This is a genomic window from Neobacillus oceani (assembly GCF_046237595.1).
Taxonomy (GTDB): Bacteria; Bacillota; Bacilli; order Bacillales; family Cytobacillaceae; genus Bacillus_D; species Bacillus_D oceani.
Genome location: NZ_CP143543.1, coordinates 1633709 through 1653543, shown reverse-complemented (window position 1 = coordinate 1653543; position 19835 = coordinate 1633709). Strand labels below are relative to the sequence as shown.

Below are 19835 nucleotides of genomic sequence, written 5' to 3'. Positions count from 1 at the left end.
AATGCGGAAGCGCCTTCGCGACAAGCAAAAACCGCTTGTCCCTGCGATGATTACTCTAAGGAGCTTTCCTTGTGGAGCTGGATTACAATAACTTATTTTTGAGTTACCAAAAACATTTTATTAATTCCTAAGAAAAAAACCGCCACGCACATGCGGGCGGTTCTTTCTTATTCATTTTAAAAGCGGCAATCGACATTTAGGTTTATAATGGCTGTAAGGCTGTACTTCGAAGGATGGGAGGAATCAACTATGTTGGCGCAAGGAATTTCAGAGGAGATAAAAAAGAAATTCATCGCGATTGTATCGCAGGAAAATTACGAAGATACGCAAACGAGCCGGCTCGTCTATTCTTATGATGCGACACCAAATTACCAGGCACTACCGGAAGCAGTCATCAGCCCGAGGAATACCCGGGAAGTGTCAGAGGTACTGAAAATTTGCAATGAGCACCGAATACCAGTTGTTCCGAGGGGATCAGGGACGAACCTATGTGGGGGCACATGCCCGGTCGAAGGAGGAATCGTCCTCCTTTTCAAACATATGAACAAAATCCTTGAAATTGATGAGGCGAATTTGACGATTACTGTCCAGCCTGGCGTTTTGACAGGCCAAATTATCCAGGCCGTCGAAGCGAGGGGGCTTTTTTACCCGCCAGACCCAGGTTCAATGAAAATCTCGACAATAGCTGGCAATATCAACGAAAATGCCGGTGGGCTCCGCGGCCTGAAATATGGCGTTACGAGGGATTATGTCATTGGCCTGGAGACGGTATTGCCGAATGGCGATATTATCAGGACGGGCGGAAAGCTTGCCAAGGATGTCGCAGGTTACGATTTCACACGCCTGTTTGTCGGCTCCGAAGGTACTCTTTGCGTCGTAACCGAAGCAATTTTGAAACTCCTTCCCCTGCCAGAAACAAAAAGGACGGGGCTCGCACTTTTTAGGGACCTTGAATCTGCGGCCATGGCGGTATCGAAAATCATCGCGAATAAAATCATACCGGCCACCCTTGAATTCCTTGACAATGCGACCATCAGGGTCGTTGAGGATTATGTAAAAATCGGCCTTCCCGTCCATGCCGAAGCAATCCTATTGATTGAACAGGACGGCCCGCCGGAAATCGTTGAGCGCGACATGGCTAAAATAACGGAAATCTGCATGCAGGAAAACGCGTTTTCTGTCGAGGTCGCGAAAACGGAACAGGAAGCGGAAGCGCTAAGGATGGCAAGGAGGACGGCATTATCCGCCCTTGCAAGGCTTGCACCTACAACCATTCTCGAGGATGCGACGGTCCCTCGTTCCGAAATTGCCAGGATGGTCAAGTCCATTACCGAAATCGCCGGGAAATACAATCTTACTATTTGCACATTCGGCCATGCAGGCGATGGAAACCTTCACCCGACCTGCCCGACCGATATCCGTAACCGCGAAGAAATGGATCGTGTCGAAAAGGCGTTCGAAGAAATTTTTGCAAGAGCCATCGAGCTTGGCGGAACCATAACTGGCGAGCACGGGGTCGGGATTATGAAAGCCCCTTACCTCGAGATGAAACTGGGGAAAGAAGGCGTTGCAGCCATGAGGGCAGTCAAGGCGGCGCTTGATCCGAACAACATCATGAACCCAGGGAAAATCTTTGCTGGAGACAGCCGGAATCGGGTGGTGGTATCAAGATGACAACTGTGAAGGAAAGGAAATCCATCGAGCGGGATTTTAAAGCAAGGATGGATGAAGACGAATTATTGAATTGTATGCGATGTGGGTTCTGCCTCCCTAGCTGTCCGACCTATATCGAATCCGGATACCAGGAGAACCATTCACCACGGGGCCGCATTGCGCTGATGAAGGCAGTCGCGGATGGGCTAATCGAGCCGGATGCAGACTTTGAGCGTTCATTGGACCTGTGCCTTGGGTGCAGGGCTTGTGAGACGGTCTGCCCGCCCGGAGTCAAATATGGCTCCCTTCTTGAGGAAGCACGCGATATTATCGCAAGCAATAAAACCTATTCGCTTCCGGTACGGGTTGCGAGAAAGGCTGCTTTTAGCGGGCTGTTTCCGCACCAAAACCGGATGCGCGCTGTGGCTGGCCTGATTGGGTTTTACCAAAGGTCCGGGTTGCAAACGGCCGCCAGGAAAATTGGGTTTATGAATCTTCTACCTGAAGGGCTCGCATCAATGGAAAAAATACTGCCTGATGTACCACCAATGAAGGAATTAAAAAACAGGCCCGATTTCCTGCCGGCATCGGGCAAAAAGACGATGAGGGTTGCATTTTTCAGGGGCTGTTTGATGGATACGATGTTTCTCGAAACAAACAATGCGACAATCAAGCTTCTCCAGCTCGCCGGCTGTGAAGTGGTTATTCCGAAGAGCCAGGCTTGCTGCGGCGCGCTCCACGGCCATTATGGAGAAAAGGATTCCGCAATGGAATTGGCGAAAAGGAATATTGAAGCGTTTGAAGGGACAGAAGCGGATTATATTATATCCAATGCGGGCGGGTGCGGCGGCTTCCTTGTCGAATACGGCCATCTGTTTCAAAATGATGCAAAATGGAGAACGCGTGCCGATTCCTTCTCTGGCAAGGTAAAGGACTTATCCGAAATTTTGATTGAAGCCGGTTTCCCCGAAAAAGTGAAGCTGAAGCTTCCACTGCAAATCGTCACGTATCAGGATTCCTGCCATTTACGGAATGCTATGAAATCGTCCTCCGCTCCGAGAGCTTTGTTAATGGCGTTAGAAGGCGCGGAATACCGGGAAATGGATGAAGCAGACCGCTGCTGTGGGTCTGCGGGAATTTATAATATTTTGGAATCGGAAATGTCAATGAAGGTTCTTGATTACAAAATGGATAAAGTGAAAGATACACATGCCGCTACGATTGTAACTGCGAATCCCGGCTGCCTGCTGCAGATGAAGCTTGGCATTGAGCGGGAAGGCTTATCAAAGTCGATGCGGGCGGTGCATATAGCGGATTTGCTTCTTGAGGCTGTATCAACGAAAACGGAAGCATTGTAAAAGTGTCGGTGTCCTTCCGATTTGCCATCCGGAAAAAGAATTACCACTTATATTTTCTGTCTCTTCCCGAAAAACTATACCTACAGAGATACATTCTCTGATGTTAGTGAAGGAGTGAGATCCATGGCAAGAAACAGCAATAAGCTGCTTGTTCCCGGTGTGGAACAATTCCTTGACCAGGTCAAATATGAAATTGCCCAGGAGTTTGGCGTCCAGTTGGGTTCGGACACAGTTTCCCGCGCGAATGGTTCTGTTGGCGGAGAAATTACGAAACGGCTCGTTCGCCAGGCCCAGGCTCAAATGACCGGGCAAAACAACCAATAACAACTGAATACACATGGAAAAAGTCCGGCTATTTGCCGGACTTCCCTTTTTCTTTCTTATCGTTATTGGAATCGTGCCCGCCATTTTTTTGGGAGCCATTATTTTCCTTTTCCCCGTTCTTGCCTTTATTTTCCTGGCCATTGTTTTCTTGTTTATTGCTCTTTTCGCCGTTCTTGTTTTTAGAATCTTCGCTATTACTCTTGCCATTGTTTTTACCCTGCTTGCTTTCAGAACTTGACTTTTGGCTGCCGTTCCCTTTTCCGCTGTCCTTATCCTTCATGTTGTCTTTCTTTCGATTCGGGTCACCACCTTTTACATCACTGCCCTTTTTTCCCTGGTTATTCCCCTTGCCATTCCCGTTGTTTTGTTCGTTGCCTTTTTCTTTTTCTTTTTCTTTTTCTTTTTCTCTTTCTCTTTCTTTTTCTTTTTCTTTTTCTTTTTCTTTTCCTTTGCCTTTTCCATTTTCCTTATTGCCATTGCCATGTGTTTTACCATTTTGGCTGCTCTTGTTTTCTTTAGCTTTATCCTCTTGTTTTCCTTTTCCATTTTCGGCATTCGGGTTTTTATTTTCGTTGCCTTTGTTTTCAGGATTCAAAGGTACGACTGGCTTAAGAGGATCGGCTTTTTTCGTCTGGCCTGGAGCGGTTGATTTTCCTTCATTCGCTTTAACGGCGGATTGACTTGACGCAGGATTGTCCTTTATTGACGGATTCAAATCAGTCTGCTGTTTGGCAGAAACCCCGGCCTTGTAATTGCCGGTTGTCACTCCTTGTTTACGGGCTTCCTTCAATTCCTTCGCTGAAGCGCTCACAACCGTTACTTCGTGTTCATCCCTCTTAGCTGCCTCGGAGATTTCCTGGATTGTCTCCCTTAGCCTTAGGTCGGCCTTCTCTTCTTCTTCTCCAGTTTTCACAGTCGAAATGATAACTTTATTTGTTTGTGCAAAATAGCCCTGGCGGCCAATTTCGGAAAGGATTTTCTCCGCTACTTCGGATACATCTTCCTTTTTCCAATCTTTTACCTGGGAGATTATTTCCTTCCCTTGCGGGTTATAGCCAACCATTTTCAGGACCTGCATTTTCTCATTAACCCCAAGCTCAATGCTAGCGTTCACATCAATGGACATATATGCGTAGACCTGATTGCTGCTGTTTAGCGGGAATATCGCAGAAGCCATAATAATCAATGCCGCGGCTGCGGACATCCAAATCCTCTTCATACCGGCCAGCTTTACAATCGCGTTTCTCTTTTCTCTATGCGATTCGGTTGCAGGTTCAAACGTAATCTCCTGGCCAATCGAGTACACCTTTCCTTTCCTACGCGCCCTTAAAAATTCTCCCTCAGGGGTTAATAAGGTTAGAAACGACTCATCCATTTCCAAAATGATACCTGTTCTCATGAATCAAGCACCCCTTTTATATAATCCTTCATATATACATAATCGCCGGACATGATCAAAGCCATCGCGATAATATATTTCCTGTTCCGTTCAAGTGTTTTTCGGCTGACATGAACCAAATCTTCCAATTGCTTCATTGGAAGCCGTTTTTTGACGAGGAGGCTTTCCCGTAATTCCTCATTTTCAGCAAGAAGCCTTGCCGCCTCTATCGCGTTCTTGCGCGCATCCGCGTGTTTTGGCGCCTGGTCAACCAAATCTTGGAGGCTTAAGTCATAATCACGCAGATGTTTCTGAAAACGAAGAATTTCTTCTCTCCTCAATTCTTCATCGGTCTTTTTCCGGTAGTCATCGAGTGATATTTCATTTTCGATTAATGATCCCCTCGAATCAGGTTCTCCCGCATCTGTCTGAAGCTCAAAGCTTACGGTCTGATTCTTTGCTTCCTTCCGGATATGGTCAATCACACGCCTCTTAATAAGCACTTCGGCAAAGCTCAGCAGCGAGCTTCCTTTATCAGGCGAATATTTTTGAATCGCTTCATTAAATGCAATAAGGCCTATGCTAAACTCATCGTCTGATTGAACGATATATCTTTTGCATACAACCGAAACAGTTTTGGCAATGAACGGCTTATAGGCTTCAATCAGTTCATTATTCAGCTTCTTGTCGCCCTGCTGTATTAGTCTTACAGACTCTTCTAGCGTTTGCTTCTTTTTTCTGGCTAAGAACAATAAGCTTAGCATAAACCTCACCTCTCTAATCCCCAATTATAGCATATGAGAGATGCCTGTGGTTTAATTGGGAGAAAAGATAGCCCAAATAGGACTATCTTTTCGATTGCTCCATGCTTATGGATTCCGCCTGGTCAGCCTTAGTTGCCGTTCTTGCCTTTTCCGGCTCCATTGCCGTTTGCTTTCTTTTCAACATTTACTTGTGCTTTCGCCTCAACCTTGACGGATTTTTCAGCCTGCTTCACTTCTTTTGCCTGCTGTTTTGCCTGGCTGCGGATTTCCTTTGCTTCCTGGTGCGCCTGCTTTCTTACTTCCTTTGATTTTTTGTTTGCTTGTTGGCGGATTTCTTTTGCTTGTTGTTTTGCTTCCTGCTTAGCTGTGGATGCTGGTACAGCAGGCGTGGCTGGTACAGCAGGCGTGGCTGGTACAGCAGGGATAGCTTTTATTGCAGCATTTTTAACTTTAGGCTCTTCCTTTACAGTAACCTCAGCCTCAGCGGATACGGCCTTTTCGGTTTTAGTTGCTTTTTCAGTTTCAATGGTCTTGGCGACTTCTTCTGTATTTTCTGTTGTTTCGTCTGTTTTACCAATTTCGGATTTTTCTTGCAATTGAACAGCTTTTTCAGCCTTTTCAGCCATTTTAGCTAGCGTTTTGTCGATATTTTTCTGTAGGGCAGCCCTGGCTGTTGGGTTTTTAACTTTTTCAAGCGCGGCTTTCAGCGCAATAATGTTATTGCGGACCAGCTCTTCACTTGATTCTGTTTTGCCCTCATCTTGTTCAGCGTCTTCTTCCGCTGGCTGTTGTCCAGTGCCTTCTGTTTTGTCTTCAGCTTTTTGCTCGTCCGATTGTTGCTCCTCTTCTTTAGGTTCTTCGGACTTTTGCTCATCGGTTGTTTCTTCCGCTTTTGCATCGTATTCGTTCAGATATGCAATACCGTCTTTAAGGGTTTTAACCGCCAAGTCTTCTTTTCCGGCATTAAAAAGCTCTTCTGCCTCAGCAAGCCTTTCAGCGGCATATCCCGCCAATAAATCAGCTTCTTTTTCCTTATCGAATGTAATGGCTAGCTTGATTTTTTCAAGGGCGATTTTTACAAAGTAGAAGAAATCGCCAGGAACCAAAGACGGCTTTTCAGCATCGTTCTTTACTTGGACATCGGTCGTAACTGACGTTTCAGACTGAACCTTCTGTCCCTCCTTAAGTGTGTCCGCGGACGCGAATGTTGGAGAGAATGCAACTGTTCCTGCAAGAGCCATCGACATTGCGGCTTTGCTTAATTTTTTCATTTCTACGTTTTTCATTGTTGTCACCTCGTGAAAGATTGTAGCGGCCGCTTTCATTAAACCTTACGCAGCCAGTGTGTGTTTTTCTGTGGGTAATAGAAAAATTATGTCCTTAGCAAAAAAAGGCGAACAGCTGATGCGGTAGAATAATTAGCGAAAAAACAAAAGGCCGCAGCACGGTGCGCTGCAGCCTTTTTAACTCGGTGGACCCGGTTACTCATGCATATCCATTGGGTTGTAAAGCTTTACTTCAGGATTTTTATCCTGGAACCATCTTAAGGCAAATTCATTTTCAAAAAGGAACACATACTTTCCGAAACGATCCTTGACGAGAAGGCTGCGTGAATTAGAAAGGTTTTCATTGACTGTTTCCCCTTCAACCCATCTTGCTACTTTTGTGCCGAGGCGTTCCATGATGACATCCGAATTGTATTCATTTTTCATCCTGTGTTCAAAAACCTCGAACTGAAGCACCCCAACGGCGCCGAGCAAATATTCTTCCATCCTGGCCGTTTTGAAAAGCTGGATGGCTCCTTCCTGTACAAGCTGTTCAATTCCTTTATAGAAAGACTTCTGCTTCATCACGTTTTTCGCAGACACTTTTACAAAAAGTTCTGGGGTAAACTGCGGCAGACGCTCAAACTGGAACTGGGTCTTGCCACCAGTTATCGTATCGCCAATCTGGTATGTCCCCGTGTCATAAAGGCCAATTATGTCTCCGCTGACCGCCTCTTCAACGGTATTCCGCTCTTCTGCCATAAAAGAGGTAGATTGCGAAAGCTTAATTTGCTTTCCAAGTCTTGGCACATTTACGCTCATCCCGCGCTCGAATTTTCCGGAGCAAACCCTTACGAAAGCAATCCTGTCACGGTGGGCAGGATTCATGTTCGCCTGGATTTTAAAAATAAAGCCTGAAAAGTTCTCGGAAAGGGGATCGATTTCACCTATCGAGGAATTACGCGGCTTTGGCGGTGGAGCGAATTCCAGGTAAGATTCTAGGAATGTCTGGACGCCAAAAGTAGTTAGCGCGCTTCCAAAAAAGACAGGCGTCAGGTTCCCGGCAGCAATACGCTCAGGAGAAAATTCGTTACCCGCTTCATTCAGCAGCAAGACTTCCTCTAGTGTCTGATCATATAATCCCGTTTGTTTAATCGGGTGGTCACCATCAATTTCCCCATCATCATTTAATGGAATAAAACGGTCTTTATCCTCCACCCGGAACTGCTCGATCCGGTTATGGTATCTGTCGTAAATACCAAGGAACTCTTTGCCCATGCCAATCGGCCAATTCATTGGATACGATTCGATTCCAAGGACTTCCTCCAGCTCTGCAAGCAGTTCTAGCGGCGGTTTCCCTTGGCGGTCAAGCTTGTTCATGAACGTGAAAATCGGAATCCCGCGCATTCGGCAAACCTTGAACAGCTTCATGGTTTGTTCCTCAATTCCTTTCGCGGAATCAATGATCATGACGGCGCTGTCGACAGCCATCAGCGTCCTGTAGGTGTCCTCACTGAAATCCTGGTGGCCCGGCGTGTCAAGGATATTGACCCTAAAGCCGTCGTAATCGAATTGCATAACACTTGATGTAACGGAAATTCCGCGCTGTTTTTCGATTTCCATCCAATCACTTGTCGCGTATTTTCCGGTTTTCTTAGCTTTAACAGTCCCCGCGTCACGGATGGCCCCGCCAAACAGGAGCAATTTTTCCGTCATTGTCGTCTTCCCGGCATCCGGGTGGGAAATAATCGCAAAAGTCCTTCTTGAGAGGACTTCTTCTTTTAAACTCTTACCCATTTTTGTATCCTCACTTTTGACAATTAGATTTTGTCCATAATTTCTATATTATCCCTGAGCAATAAAGTTTGCAATCCTGAATATTTTCCTTTTTAACTGGGAGGTCTTTTTGAAAAAAACAAATATGGCGGAAATGTGACCATATTGCAGGGGGATGCCAAAAAAACCAAATTGTATTTTATTGACTTTTTCAGTTTGATTTATACGCCGAAAGTCCCTTCCCGACAATGGCCCGGATGTGTTTGGAGGGCTAAAATACTCATAAATTCACAGGTTGTTCATATCCCATACTGCTAATTTCCTGCAATTCCCAATGGGGATAATCCTCTTTCCCTATTTATTACAAATGGTATTTTCATATAATAGAGATAGACATAAAGGAGTTGAGCATAGTGGATATGAGTAAAAAAGCTTTAAATAAATTCATTCCGCTGATTGTAGCAGTGATAATAGCAGCCGCGGGAATTACTTGGGCAATACAGTCTACGGCGAAAGAAACCATCATTCCGTTTTCTTCGATGGAAAATAAAATCAAGGCGGAAAACGGTAAAATGGTCTCTCTTGAAGAACGGTCCGATGGCAGCCTGACATTAACAACAAGCGAGGGGAAATTCATGGCAAAAGTGCCACCAAACAGCCAAATGGCAGATGAATTGGTTTCCGAATACAAGGTTGATTATACATTTACGAACAGCAGCAAGTACGGAAAGTGGATTATGGGTGGAGTGATTGTTTCATTGGCAGCCGCGGCGTTTGCTCTTCAAAAAGCAAAAGGCGGCAGCGGTATCGGCGTTTCAAACACCATGAAAAACAGCCTTTCCAAAGCCCGTCCACTGCCAGAAATCTCCCTTAAGGATGTAGGCGGACTGGGTGAAGAAATGAAAGAAGAAATCCTCCAGACGCTTTCCATTATAAAAGAACCGGAACGCTCCTCGAAGCTTGGAATCAAGCCACCAAAAGGTATCCTTCTATATGGGCCTCCGGGAACAGGAAAAACGCTATTGGCGCAGGCGATCGCAAAAGAACTTGGCGCATCATTTTTTTCAACAAGCGGCTCAGCCTTCAACGAACTGTTTGTCGGAGTAGGTGCTTCAAGGGTTAGGAGCCTTTTCCAAAATGCCAGGAAGCAGACACCCGCAGTCATCTTTATTGATGAAGTAGATGCCCTTGCCGGGAAACGAAAAGCGCTTGGCGGCGAGGAATCCGAAAAGACGCTTACGGAGCTGCTTGTCCAGCTTGATGGCGGACTTTCAAATGACGGAATTTTATTTGTGGCGGCAACAAACCGTAAAGACATGCTGGACGATGCGTTCCTCCGTCCTGGAAGGATCGACTTCTCGTTCCAGGTTCCGTTGCCCGACACAAAGGGCCGCAGGGAAATCATTGATATCCACACGAAAGGCAAGATGCTTGCCGACGACGTTATGGCATCACTTGATGACCTGGCGGAAAGTACATCTGGATTTTCCGGTGCCGATTTAAGCATGCTTTTTGAAACAGCCAGCCGCAGGGCAGTCAGGAACGGCCAGGATCTCATTACAAAGGCAGACCTTGACTATGCGCTCGACAGGACCATCCTAGGCAGTACATCACGCGAGCTTCAGGATTCCGATACAAAACGGAGGGTGGCAATCCATGAAGCAGGCCACGCCATTGTCGCTGCGATCACAAAGCCGGGCTCTGTCCGGAAAGCGACCATTATTCCAAGGGGTGAAGCACTCGGCTATGTTGCGCCAATTCCAAAAGAACTTCATCTTTCAACTACCAGCGACCTCCTTGACCGGATTGCAATGATTTTGGCAGGCGGCGTCGCCGAGAGGATGTTCCTTGGCGAGCATAGTATCGGGGTAAGCGGGGATGTTCGGCAGGCAAAGCATATCATTGAACAAATGGTCGACACCGGCATGCTTCAAGACGGGTTCACCCTCACCTTCGTAAAAACCGAAAAGGAAGCGAAGATGCAGGAACTGTTCCAAAACGGCCTTGAAAAGTCCGAACTGATTATCCGTTCAAACCGCCAGGCTTATGAACAATTGGTGGAAGCCCTTCTTAAAAAAGAAACTCTCGAAGGCTCCGAAGTCGAAGAAATTATCGCTTCCTGCAGAGCCGCAGAGGAAGATTTCATTTACGCATAACAAGAAACCGGGTCCTACTCAGTGGGACCCGGTTTTTCATTTCAGTGCTATATCAGGGAAAAGTGCATAAAGTTTAGCCGGTCCCATTCCGTGGAAAATGACCAAAAAGCAAATACCATTCTATAAACGAAAGGATGCTTTATATGGCAAACGGCTTTGCAGGCTTCGGCAAAAAATACAAACAGGAAGCGGAAACGTATTATGATAATCCGCACAAGACCGACTCGCTCCTCAAGCGGGCATTTGGAAAAGCGGACAAAAACAGGAAATCGCTTGGCTTCTCCTGGCAGAAACTTCAGCTTTTATTTGAATTGGTAAGGGCACGGGCCAAAGGAGATTACAAAAATGTATCCAAAGGAACAATCCTTGCTGTCATCGGGGCAATCATTTATTTTGTTTCCCCAGTCGATATCATTCCCGATTTCTTTCTCGGGTTTGGCCTTATTGATGATGCCGCAGTCCTTGCATTTACTTGGAAAAGGATTTCAAAAGACCTTGAAAAATTCAGCGACTGGAAAAATACGATTGATTTACCTCAAACTGAAAAACCCCTTTCCTAATTGGATAAGGGGTTTTTATCATTGCCATGATTAGCTTGTAAATACATGCCTACCTATTTTTCCAATGATTGACCTTTTTCGAATCCATGTATCTGTAGCAATATCAGGATTATAGAAAAACAATGCATCGGTTACTTTCTTATCTGTTCGGATAGCTTCCTCGACAGCCTTTTTCGCATCCGGTCCAGCAGGCTTGTTAATTTCCCCGTTCGAGACAGGCTGGAATTGCCTTTTTTGATAAATCACGCCTTTAACTGTATCCGGAAATTTCCCGCTCTGAACCCTGTTCAGCACTACCTCCGCAACGGCAACTTTTCCTTTAAAAGGTTCTCCCTTCGCTTCGGCATGGACAAGCCGAGCAAGAAGCTCCTTCTCGTCCTCGGACAATACAGGCACACGTTTAGCGGGAGGTACCTGATTTTTCTTTTGAGGCTCCGAGCCAGGTTTTGCCGAAGCGGCCCCTTTTTTGGGCTTGAATAATTTTTCAACCGCCGGGATGCATTGTGGATCATTTTGTTTCTTAACTGACAGGCTGCCAGAGAGGAAAGTAGGAATGGCAAGCATGAGCGACATGGCCGGCATAAGAAGCATAAATGCAGGTTTTTGCATTCTCATCCCTCCAACTCCCTTCTTTTTAGCTCCCTATAAGGCTAACATTGCCTATACCCGAAACCAACCCCAAAATGTTGCCATGGAAAGACAGACAACTTTTACCGGAAAGAAAGTTGGTTCTTCCGTCAACTAAGAGGCATGGAGAGCCAATCCAAATTGAAAGAAAGAAACCCGGAGCACCCGGGCTTTCACGCTTTATTCTGTTATGAGGGTATATACCTCTACCCCTTCGTTCCGGAAGAGATATTAGCCCCTTCAATGAAATATCGCTGGAAGAAGAAAAACAAAAGAACGACAGGCAGCAGAACCGTTACAGACATCGACATTAAATAATGCCATTGCGTCTGGACGGTGCCCTTAAAGGTTTGCAGGCCAATCTGCAACGTATACATCCGTTCATCATTAATATAAAGAAGCGGACCGAGCAAGTCGTTCCACGCGCCATTAAATGAGAATATGGCCACAACCATCAATGCCGGCTTTGTGAGCGGAATCATGATATGCCACCAAATCTGTAGATGGTTGGCCCCGTCAAGCACAGCAGCCTCGACAAGTGAATTTGGGATTGTCATCATGAACTGGCGGAGCAGAAAGATGAAAAACGCGCTTCCGAGGAATGCCGGGACGATCAATGGCAAATACGTATTTACCCAGCCAAGTTTGGAAAAAAGGATATACTGGGGAACCATCGTTACAAATCCCGGAATCAACATCGTTGATAGGACGATGACAAATAAAGCGTTGCGCCCCTTGAACCGGATTTTTGCGAATGAATACGCAACTAGCGAATTGACGAGAACACTTCCGATTGTCCCGACAATGGCGATGAATGCGGTATTCATTGCCCAGCGGGTAAATGGCGCTGTTTGCCAGGCTTTTATATAATTATCAAACCTAAATTCCTTTGGAAAAAATGTCGGCGGGTATTGGGCGATTTCAGCCGGCGTTTTTAAGGATGTAGAAATCATCCACCAAAGCGGCGATAGAATAATCACACTGCCCGCCAGAAGCAGTATGGTAATGATCCACGCCTTAATCTTTTCCTTGAATTTCTTTTTCTCATAAAATTTTGGAGCAGTGTAGGCACTCATTTATTCTCGCCCCCTTCATAATGGACCCAGCGTTTCCCAAGCTTTAGGTTGAGCACCGTCAAAATCATGACAATGATGAAGAGAATCCATGCCATCGCGGAGGCGTAACCCATATCAAAAAACTTGAAGGCGTTGTTCCACATATGCAGGTTGTAGAATAGCAGTGAGTTAGCCGGCGCCCCACTTCCGTTTTCCGTCATGACATAAGCTTCCTGAAAGATCTGGAAACCTCCTATAGTGCTTGTGATGATATCAAAAAAGATAATCGGGGAAATCATTGGCAGTGTGATGTAGAAGAACTTCTGCAGGCCGGTCGCCCCTTCAATGTCCGCAGCTTCATACATTTCCCGAGAAACCCCCTGGAGGCTCGCCAGATAAAGAAGCATCCCGCCACCGACACCCCACATTTTCATCAGGATCAATGCCGGCTTGGTCCACTCGGGATCAAAAAGCCAGGCGGGTCCATCGATTCCGAACCATCCGAGGAAAGTGTTCACGAGCCCTGTTGACGGACTTAACAACTGCATCCATAAGAAATATACCGCGACTCCGGATAAAATTGCGGGCAAATAATAAATTGTCCGGAAAACCTTCATCCCGAAAATTTTCTGGTTTAATAGGACCGCGATTAGGATTGCGCCTGCAGTCGTCAAAGGGACCGAGAAAATGACATAATAAAACGTATTCCATAAAGACGTCCAGAAAAGGTCATCAATCGTGAACATCCTGGCAAAGTTGTCGAAGCCAATGAAGTTCATTTTTGATGTAATGTTATAATCCGTAAAACTCGCTGCAAGGGAAAATAGCAGCGGGCCAAGAGTCAAGCCGAGAAACCCAATAATCCACGGGCTAATAAACAAATATCCCCAAATATTTTCCTTCACCGCCCTCGATATTCCTTTTTTCGGAGACGTATTACGGGAAGCATCAATCTGAATATCATCTCTCATCGAAAGCCGGTTTTCTTCAGTCAGTGCAACGTTTGCCGATTGAGGCGGCTTCATTTTTCTTCCCCCTTTTCTCTTTTGATTGAAAAGAGAAAGGACAGCTCAGCGCGGCCATCCCTTCTCTTTTGTAAAAGAATTGCTTTATGGATTATTTCTTTATTTTTTTCACATCCGCTTCCGCTTTCTTTAATGCTTCTTCCGGGTTTTGCTTTCCGGTAAAGACCTTGTCGATATGCGGATTGATTCTGTTCTGGTAGTCAGGATATTCGACAGGGACTGGGTAAAGATTCGTTTCCTTCAAGTTTTCAACAGTCATCTCGTATACTTCCTTAGCTTGTCCATCGAGCGACTCCGAAACAGCTTGAGCGCCATCAATGTTGGCGACGTTGTCGTAGTTCTTTTCTCCCCAATATTTCTGCGCTTCCTTGCCGGTCAAGTATTTAATGAATTCAACAGCTTCTTTAGGATGCTTGGAACCTTTTGGAACTTCAACAACAAAGCCTCCTCCGTCAGCCCAATGTCCGCTGTTTTCATCATATGCGGGAATTTTGGCGACCCCGAATTCCATGCCGTTCCCGTAATCACGAATTTGCGTATAAAATGTCCCAACATCAATGATCATCGCTACCTTGCCGGAGATGAATGGGTTGGCCTGCTCGCTTCCAAATTCCGCCTTGAATGCTTGAACATTCTTTTCGCCATAATGTTCCTGCCAGCCCAGCAGCCATTCAAGCGCTTCTACTTTCCGCGGAGTATTAATTTCCAGCTTCCCGTCATGGATGAAGCCTTTCCCTCCGTCCGCGCTTGCCATCCAGGAAGAGGGGCCAATGCTTCCCCATAATGGATAAAACCCGAAGCGCTCGTATTTATTGCCGTTTTTAATATCAAGCTTTTTTGCGTATTCTTCCAGCTCCGCCCAAGTCTGCGGAGGTTTGTTAGGATCCAGTCCTGCTTCCTTGAATGCCTGTTTATTGTAAAATAGCAGCCTCGTGTCGGTATTGAAAGGAACCGCGTAAGGTTTTCCTTTATATTCAACCATATTCCAAAGGTGTGGATAGAAATTGTCCTTGAAAGAATCATCCAGATATTTGCTTAAATCTTCAGCCTGGTTATTCTCCGCCCGCTGTCCAACTGAGTTGATGTCATTCACAATGACATCAGCGGGATTCCCCGCGGCAACCGCGGCAAGGTTTTTCGTCCAAATGTCTCCCCATGGCAAAAACGTATGTTTAACTTCAATTTTGTCCTGAGAGTCATTGAAATCTTTAACAATCTTTTCGATAATCGGCCTCCGTGTTTCCGAACCCCAGAACGTCCAGAAATTGAGGACGACTTTGCCCTCTTTTTCCTTCGTGTCAGCCGAGCTCTTTTCCCCACTGCATCCAGCTAGGATTCCTATTACCAAAAGAATACTCAAAAACCCAATTAACCCCTTTTTCATTTTCTCCTCCTACAATTTTTATATATTTTTTAGCACTACACCTGTTTACCCACGGTCTCACATTTCAAACCTTTTTTTGCGAAATTCATTGTAATTTCGACATTTTTTCAAATCAAGAGGATGAAAAAGGTTCAGCCTCTTTCAATAAGGAAAGAGAAATTGGGTTACCTTCTTTCGGCATACAGCGCATTATTCTTAAGTACTTTTGAAACCGCAGTAGTTATTACAAAACGGATGAAGGGATAAGGAGCGCGATTGTAACTAAAAAAGACTGAACCACGGAGGTCCAGCCTTTATTTCCAACTAATATTTAAAACAAGCTGCGCCAACTATAATCAACAGGATGAACAGAACGACGATCAGGGCGAAACCGCCGTGTCCGTAGCCGCCATACCCGTAACCGCAGCCGCCATATCCGTATCCAAACATAATAGAACCTCCTTTAAATTAATAGAAACCTCCGTACCCCCAGGAAGCCCCGATGATAATCAACAGGATGAACAATACTACCAGCAAGGCGAAACCTCCGCCGTATCCGTAAGCTCCTCCAGACATTCACATTACCTCCTTTAGTTAAGTCCATATATCCTATTCAAAGGCGTGAAAATGTGCAATAGACTCAGGATACAATTTTAATAATTGGGCGCAAAGAATAACATAGCCAAGGTTATCTAAACCAAAAGAAAAAAGGAACCTTTTGATAGGTCCCTTTTCCCCTAGATTTTGAAGTTCATTTTGATGACATTCACCTTTACGAGCGCATCGATAATAATGACGATGGCAGGCCCGGCGAAGAGGCCTATAAAGCCGATAAGCTTGAATCCGATATATAGACTGGCAAGGGATGCTAATGGTGATATCCCAAGGCTGGTCGCATAAACTTTCGGCTCCACAGTCCGCCGGATGACAGTAATGGCTACAAAAAGCACAATCAATCCAATCCCAAGGAACTGTTTATCCTGGATAAGGGAAAGGACAGCCCACGGAACGAGGAAGGAGCCGGTTCCGAGGATCGGAAGAATATCGACAATCACAATCAGAAGCGAAAGCAGAGCGGCATATTTCACTTTTAAAAGAAGCAGACCCACAAAAGCAAGGATATAGGTCATGAGGCTAAGGATTATCTGGGCTTTTATAAACCCGACCCCCGCTTTGGTCAACTGGTTAAGGACAATGGATACTTTCCTCTTTGTCCCTTCGGTAAGATGCGCTTTAATGGATGCTTTAATCTCCGGAAGTTCGAGGCTGATTAAAAACAGCGCGACAAGATAAATAAGGAATTCAATTAAGAAACCGGGAATTGCAGTAAGTACACCGATTAAAGCCTGGATGATTTCATGAACAAACCGGTCCAGCGCATTAACGGAATTGTCAATCGTTTTCTCCACGGAAATAATAACATCCGGCGGAAGTGTTTTTGAATAGGCTTTCCACTTTTTTATAAGCGGTTTGATTCCTGTTGAATACAAATCCCTGACAAATGTAGGCGTTTTTTCGGATAGGTTAATGACCTGTTGAAAGAGAATAAGGAACAGGTTGTAGCCGATAACGAGTAGGCCAGTCAGGAAGGTTACAAAAGCCGCGATAACGGATTTGGCCCTGGTCAGTTTCAGCTTCCTTTGAAAATAACCCACCAGCCCTTCCAGGAATATCGCGGTTACCAACGCAAAAATTAGCGGCAGGCTATATGGTATAAAAAAGATGAACAGCAGGATTAGCGCTGTAATTGTGATCCACTTTTTCCACATTCTACTTCTCTCCCGGGAACTATTAGGCATTTAAGCATTATTATTCAATTATATCTTGTATATCCGGCCAAAGCGAAACATTTGTCGAAAAAAAATGGGGACCATTCGTAGGCCCCCCTTCCTTATCAAATTATTTTCCGTGCCAGGACATTTTTCCGCCCACTCACCAAAGAGAAAAACTCTTTTACGACAGAGTATTTTTCATATAGGAAAATAAGCGTGTCCCCTTCATCCGACAGATTCCAGGCCTCCTCATAAGCTTTGAGTTCCTCAGGGATGATGGAAATCTGTTTTCCGCTATTTCCTTTTTCCTTTAGCGCCGCGGCTTGCATAATATTCGCTATTTCATAAGGCGCCCTTCCCCTTAGGTCTTCGTCTTCACGGATGATTATTCGGTCGGAATGTCGCATGGCGATTTTGGCCATTTCGCGGATTTCATGATTCAGCCTGTCTCCCGGGGCGGATATGACAGCTATCGCGGATCCTGCTTTAAAGTGGCGGACGGTATCGAAAAACGCGTTGACCCCGGCAATGTTATGCGCATAATCGACGATTATCTTCCGCCCAGCCATCTCGTACGTATTGAACCGTCCCTTCGATTGTTCACTGTCAGGCTTGAAAGTCAACGCCTTCTCCTTCAACACTTCAAAAGGGACACCTTGCGCGTATGCCGCTGCCAGTGCCTGGAGGAGGTTGGAAATATTGTGCCGGGCCTTTCCTTCAATTGTAACCGGAATGTCCTTGGCAGGAAGGAGCCTTTTCCGGTTACCATTTTCAATGCAGCAAATCCAATTATCTTCATCGAGAATCCAAACTGTCCAACCTTTCTCGGCGGCTTCCCTAATATGGTGGTTTGTATAAAACAGGCTTGTATAGACAATCTTTCCTCTTGTATATTCCGCCATTTGAACAACTTCGGGATCATCGGCATTCAGGATGCAATGGCCGCCTTCCATGACCACCTCCGGAATAAGCCGTTTCAGTTTGACTAGCTGGCTGAATTCCTCAATCCCGTCAAGGCCGAGATGGTCTTCGGATACATTTGTAACAATCCCAACGTCGCATTGCCTGAAAGCAAGCCCCTCACGTAGAATTCCACCCCTTGCCGTTTCAAGGACCGCAGCATCGACGTTAGGGTTTGATAGGATTTTGCGTGCGCTGATCGGTCCGCTGCAATCCCCTTCGTCAATGGTTTTGTTCCCGATATAAACGCCATCTGAATTCGTCATACCGACTGTATAGCCTTCCCGTTCAAGGAAATGCTTAATCATCCTCGTCGTTGTTGTTTTTCCGTTCGTTCCCGTAACCGAAATAATAGGAATCGACGCGTCTTCCCTTGACTTGAAGAGATAGTCGACGATTGCCTTGCCAACATCACGCGGTTTCCCTTTCGCCGGATAATGGTGCATCCTGATTCCAGGAGCTGCATTCACTTCAATGATTGCGGCTTTTTTCCTGTCAAGCGGAGTGGAAATATCTGGGCTAATAAAGTCTACCCCTGCTACATCCAGCCCGATTGCCTTTGCTGCGGTGACGGCCATTTCACGGATGGTCGGGTGAACTTCATCCGTCACATCGATGGCTTGCCCACCGGTTGAAAGATTTGCATTTCCCGCAACTTGGACGATACTCCCCGGCTCCGGAATGGCGTCAAATGTCAGGCCTGATTTTTCAAGGAAGCAGGAGATAGTTGGATTAAGGGGGATTTTGGACATCGGCTTTTCATGGCCGTCTCCCCTTAGCGGATTGTTGTTTTCCTCCTCGATCAAGGCCCGGATGGAATCGCGGCCGTTCCCTATGACAAATGGGGCCATTCTCATACTTGCGGCAATAAGCTTCCCATTCACAATCAGGAGCCGGTAATCATGGCCCTCATAAAATCTCTCCACGATAAAGTTGGTGTCCGGTGATTCCATGCAATGGAGGATGTTAAAAAGCTCCTCCCTGCTTTTAATATTCGTATAAACCCCCCGCCCCTGATTCCCGTTCAACGGTTTAAGCACTAGTGGAAAACCAACCCGGTCAGCTGCTTCGAAAACCTCCTCGGGGGTTGATGCCATCTCGCCCTTAGGAACAGGAACGCCTGCTCCCGCGAGGATGGTTTTGGTTATTTGTTTGTCGCAGGAATTTTCAACAGCCATGAAAGATGTCTGGCTGGTTATGGTGGCCTGGACGTATTTTTGCTTCGAACCGGTGCCAAGCCTTAATAAACTGTCCTGCCCGACTCTTTCAACAGGGATTTGTTTCGCAAAGGCGGCATTGTAAATCGCCTCCGTACTTGGTCCTAGCTTATTTGTATAATAAAGGTCTTCGATTTTTTCAATATATGGAACCGCATCGACGGAATGGCCGCTCTCAAGTATTTTTTCAACCATCTCTTTCGCCGCCTCGAACGCATAAAGCCCCGACTTTGGTTCGCGGTAATCGTACGTAACGTAATAAATGCCCTTTTTGATGCTAGTCAGGGTTTTCCCTCTCCGGACCTTTATTCCGGCCAAATGCTGCAATTCAAGAGCTATATGTTCAAGGATGTGTCCCATCCAGGTTCCTTCGTGTAACCTTTCCACAAATCCTCCAGGATAGCCGTAGGAACAAGTGTGTTCCATCAGGGTTGGAATTGTCTTAAGTAAAGCTTCATTAAAACCCGGGAGCTCATTGGAAGGGCTGAATTCCAATTCCTTCAAATCCAGCTCAATCCACATTGTTGGTTTGTAGCTAAAGTAGTTTGGCCCCTTTAAGTACCGTACTCGGTTTATCTTCAT

17 protein-coding genes are annotated in these 19835 nt (G+C 45.8%); 5 read left to right on the top strand and 12 right to left on the bottom strand.

Annotation, left to right across the window (positions count from 1 at the left end):
• Positions 1-249 precede the first annotated feature (249 nt).
• The 3 genes from glcD to V1499_RS08225 all read left to right on the top strand — a co-directional run bounded on the left by glcD (position 250) and on the right by V1499_RS08225 (position 3335).
• The gene (gene glcD / locus V1499_RS08235; RefSeq protein WP_409275330.1) at positions 250-1674 is read left to right on the top strand and encodes a glycolate oxidase subunit GlcD; all 1425 of its coding nucleotides are present in this window, start codon (positions 250-252) and stop codon (positions 1672-1674) included.
• On the top strand, positions 1671-3011 hold the full coding sequence (locus tag V1499_RS08230; protein ID WP_409275328.1) for a (Fe-S)-binding protein: 1341 nt from the start codon (positions 1671-1673) through the stop codon (positions 3009-3011). The genes glcD and V1499_RS08230 overlap by 4 nt, the downstream gene beginning before the upstream one ends.
• A 123-nt stretch (positions 3012-3134) precedes the next feature.
• Positions 3135-3335 carry an alpha/beta-type small acid-soluble spore protein gene (locus V1499_RS08225; protein WP_059173753.1) on the top strand — a complete coding sequence of 67 codons (201 nt, stop codon included), beginning with the start codon at positions 3135-3137 and terminating at the stop codon, positions 3333-3335.
• A 28-nt stretch (positions 3336-3363) separates the two neighbouring features.
• Here V1499_RS08225 and V1499_RS08220 read toward each other — a convergent pair whose 3' ends face one another.
• The 4 genes from V1499_RS08220 to V1499_RS08205 all read right to left on the bottom strand — a co-directional run bounded on the left by V1499_RS08220 (position 3364) and on the right by V1499_RS08205 (position 8539).
• Positions 3364-4734 (bottom strand): anti-sigma factor domain-containing protein, encoded by a 1371-nt coding sequence (locus V1499_RS08220; protein WP_409275326.1) that lies wholly within the window; start codon positions 4732-4734, stop codon positions 3364-3366.
• Positions 4731-5486, bottom strand: coding sequence for an RNA polymerase sigma factor SigI (sigI, locus tag V1499_RS08215; RefSeq protein ID WP_409275324.1), 756 nt, complete (start codon positions 5484-5486; stop codon positions 4731-4733). Before sigI ends, V1499_RS08220 begins: the two co-directional genes overlap by 4 nt.
• Positions 5487-5605: 119 nt before the next feature.
• Positions 5606-6763 (bottom strand): DUF5667 domain-containing protein, encoded by a 1158-nt coding sequence (locus tag V1499_RS08210; protein ID WP_409275322.1) that lies wholly within the window; start codon positions 6761-6763, stop codon positions 5606-5608.
• Between the two features lie 195 nt (positions 6764-6958).
• Entirely contained in the window at positions 6959-8539 is a 1581-nt protein-coding gene (locus V1499_RS08205) for a peptide chain release factor 3 (protein ID WP_409275321.1), read from the bottom strand.
• A 398-nt stretch (positions 8540-8937) separates the two neighbouring features.
• On the opposite strand from V1499_RS08205, the gene V1499_RS08200 reads away from it, so the two are divergent.
• Positions 8938-10674, top strand: a complete 1737-nt coding sequence (locus V1499_RS08200) for an AAA family ATPase (protein WP_409276259.1) — start codon at positions 8938-8940, stop codon at positions 10672-10674.
• A gap of 143 nt (positions 10675-10817) precedes the next feature.
• Positions 10818-11234, top strand: a complete 417-nt coding sequence (locus V1499_RS08195) for a YkvA family protein (RefSeq protein ID WP_409275319.1) — start codon at positions 10818-10820, stop codon at positions 11232-11234.
• Positions 11235-11264: 30 nt separating this feature from the next.
• On the opposite strand, the gene V1499_RS08190 is transcribed toward V1499_RS08195, so the two are convergent.
• The 8 genes from V1499_RS08190 to cphA all read right to left on the bottom strand — a co-directional run bounded on the left by V1499_RS08190 (position 11265) and on the right by cphA (position 19835).
• Entirely contained in the window at positions 11265-11843 is a 579-nt protein-coding gene (locus tag V1499_RS08190) for a cell wall hydrolase (protein ID WP_409275318.1), read from the bottom strand.
• A gap of 224 nt (positions 11844-12067) precedes the next feature.
• On the bottom strand, positions 12068-12937 hold the full coding sequence (locus V1499_RS08185) for a carbohydrate ABC transporter permease (protein WP_409275316.1): 870 nt from the start codon (positions 12935-12937) through the stop codon (positions 12068-12070).
• Entirely contained in the window at positions 12934-13887 is a 954-nt protein-coding gene (locus tag V1499_RS08180; protein WP_409276258.1) for a carbohydrate ABC transporter permease, read from the bottom strand. The genes V1499_RS08185 and V1499_RS08180 overlap by 4 nt, the downstream gene beginning before the upstream one ends.
• A 145-nt stretch (positions 13888-14032) precedes the next feature.
• The gene (locus V1499_RS08175) at positions 14033-15325 is read right to left on the bottom strand and encodes an ABC transporter substrate-binding protein (protein ID WP_409275315.1); all 1293 of its coding nucleotides are present in this window, start codon (positions 15323-15325) and stop codon (positions 14033-14035) included.
• A gap of 303 nt (positions 15326-15628) precedes the next feature.
• Positions 15629-15754 carry a YjcZ family sporulation protein gene (locus V1499_RS08170; protein WP_409275314.1) on the bottom strand — a complete coding sequence of 42 codons (126 nt, stop codon included), beginning with the start codon at positions 15752-15754 and terminating at the stop codon, positions 15629-15631.
• Positions 15755-15772: 18 nt separating this feature from the next.
• Entirely contained in the window at positions 15773-15880 is a 108-nt protein-coding gene (locus V1499_RS08165) for a YjcZ family sporulation protein (protein WP_409275312.1), read from the bottom strand.
• A 161-nt stretch (positions 15881-16041) separates the two neighbouring features.
• The gene (ytvI, locus tag V1499_RS08160) at positions 16042-17073 is read right to left on the bottom strand and encodes a sporulation integral membrane protein YtvI (RefSeq protein ID WP_409275310.1); all 1032 of its coding nucleotides are present in this window, start codon (positions 17071-17073) and stop codon (positions 16042-16044) included.
• Positions 17074-17198: 125 nt separating this feature from the next.
• Positions 17199-19835, bottom strand: a complete 2637-nt coding sequence (gene cphA, locus V1499_RS08155; protein WP_409275308.1) for a cyanophycin synthetase — start codon at positions 19833-19835, stop codon at positions 17199-17201.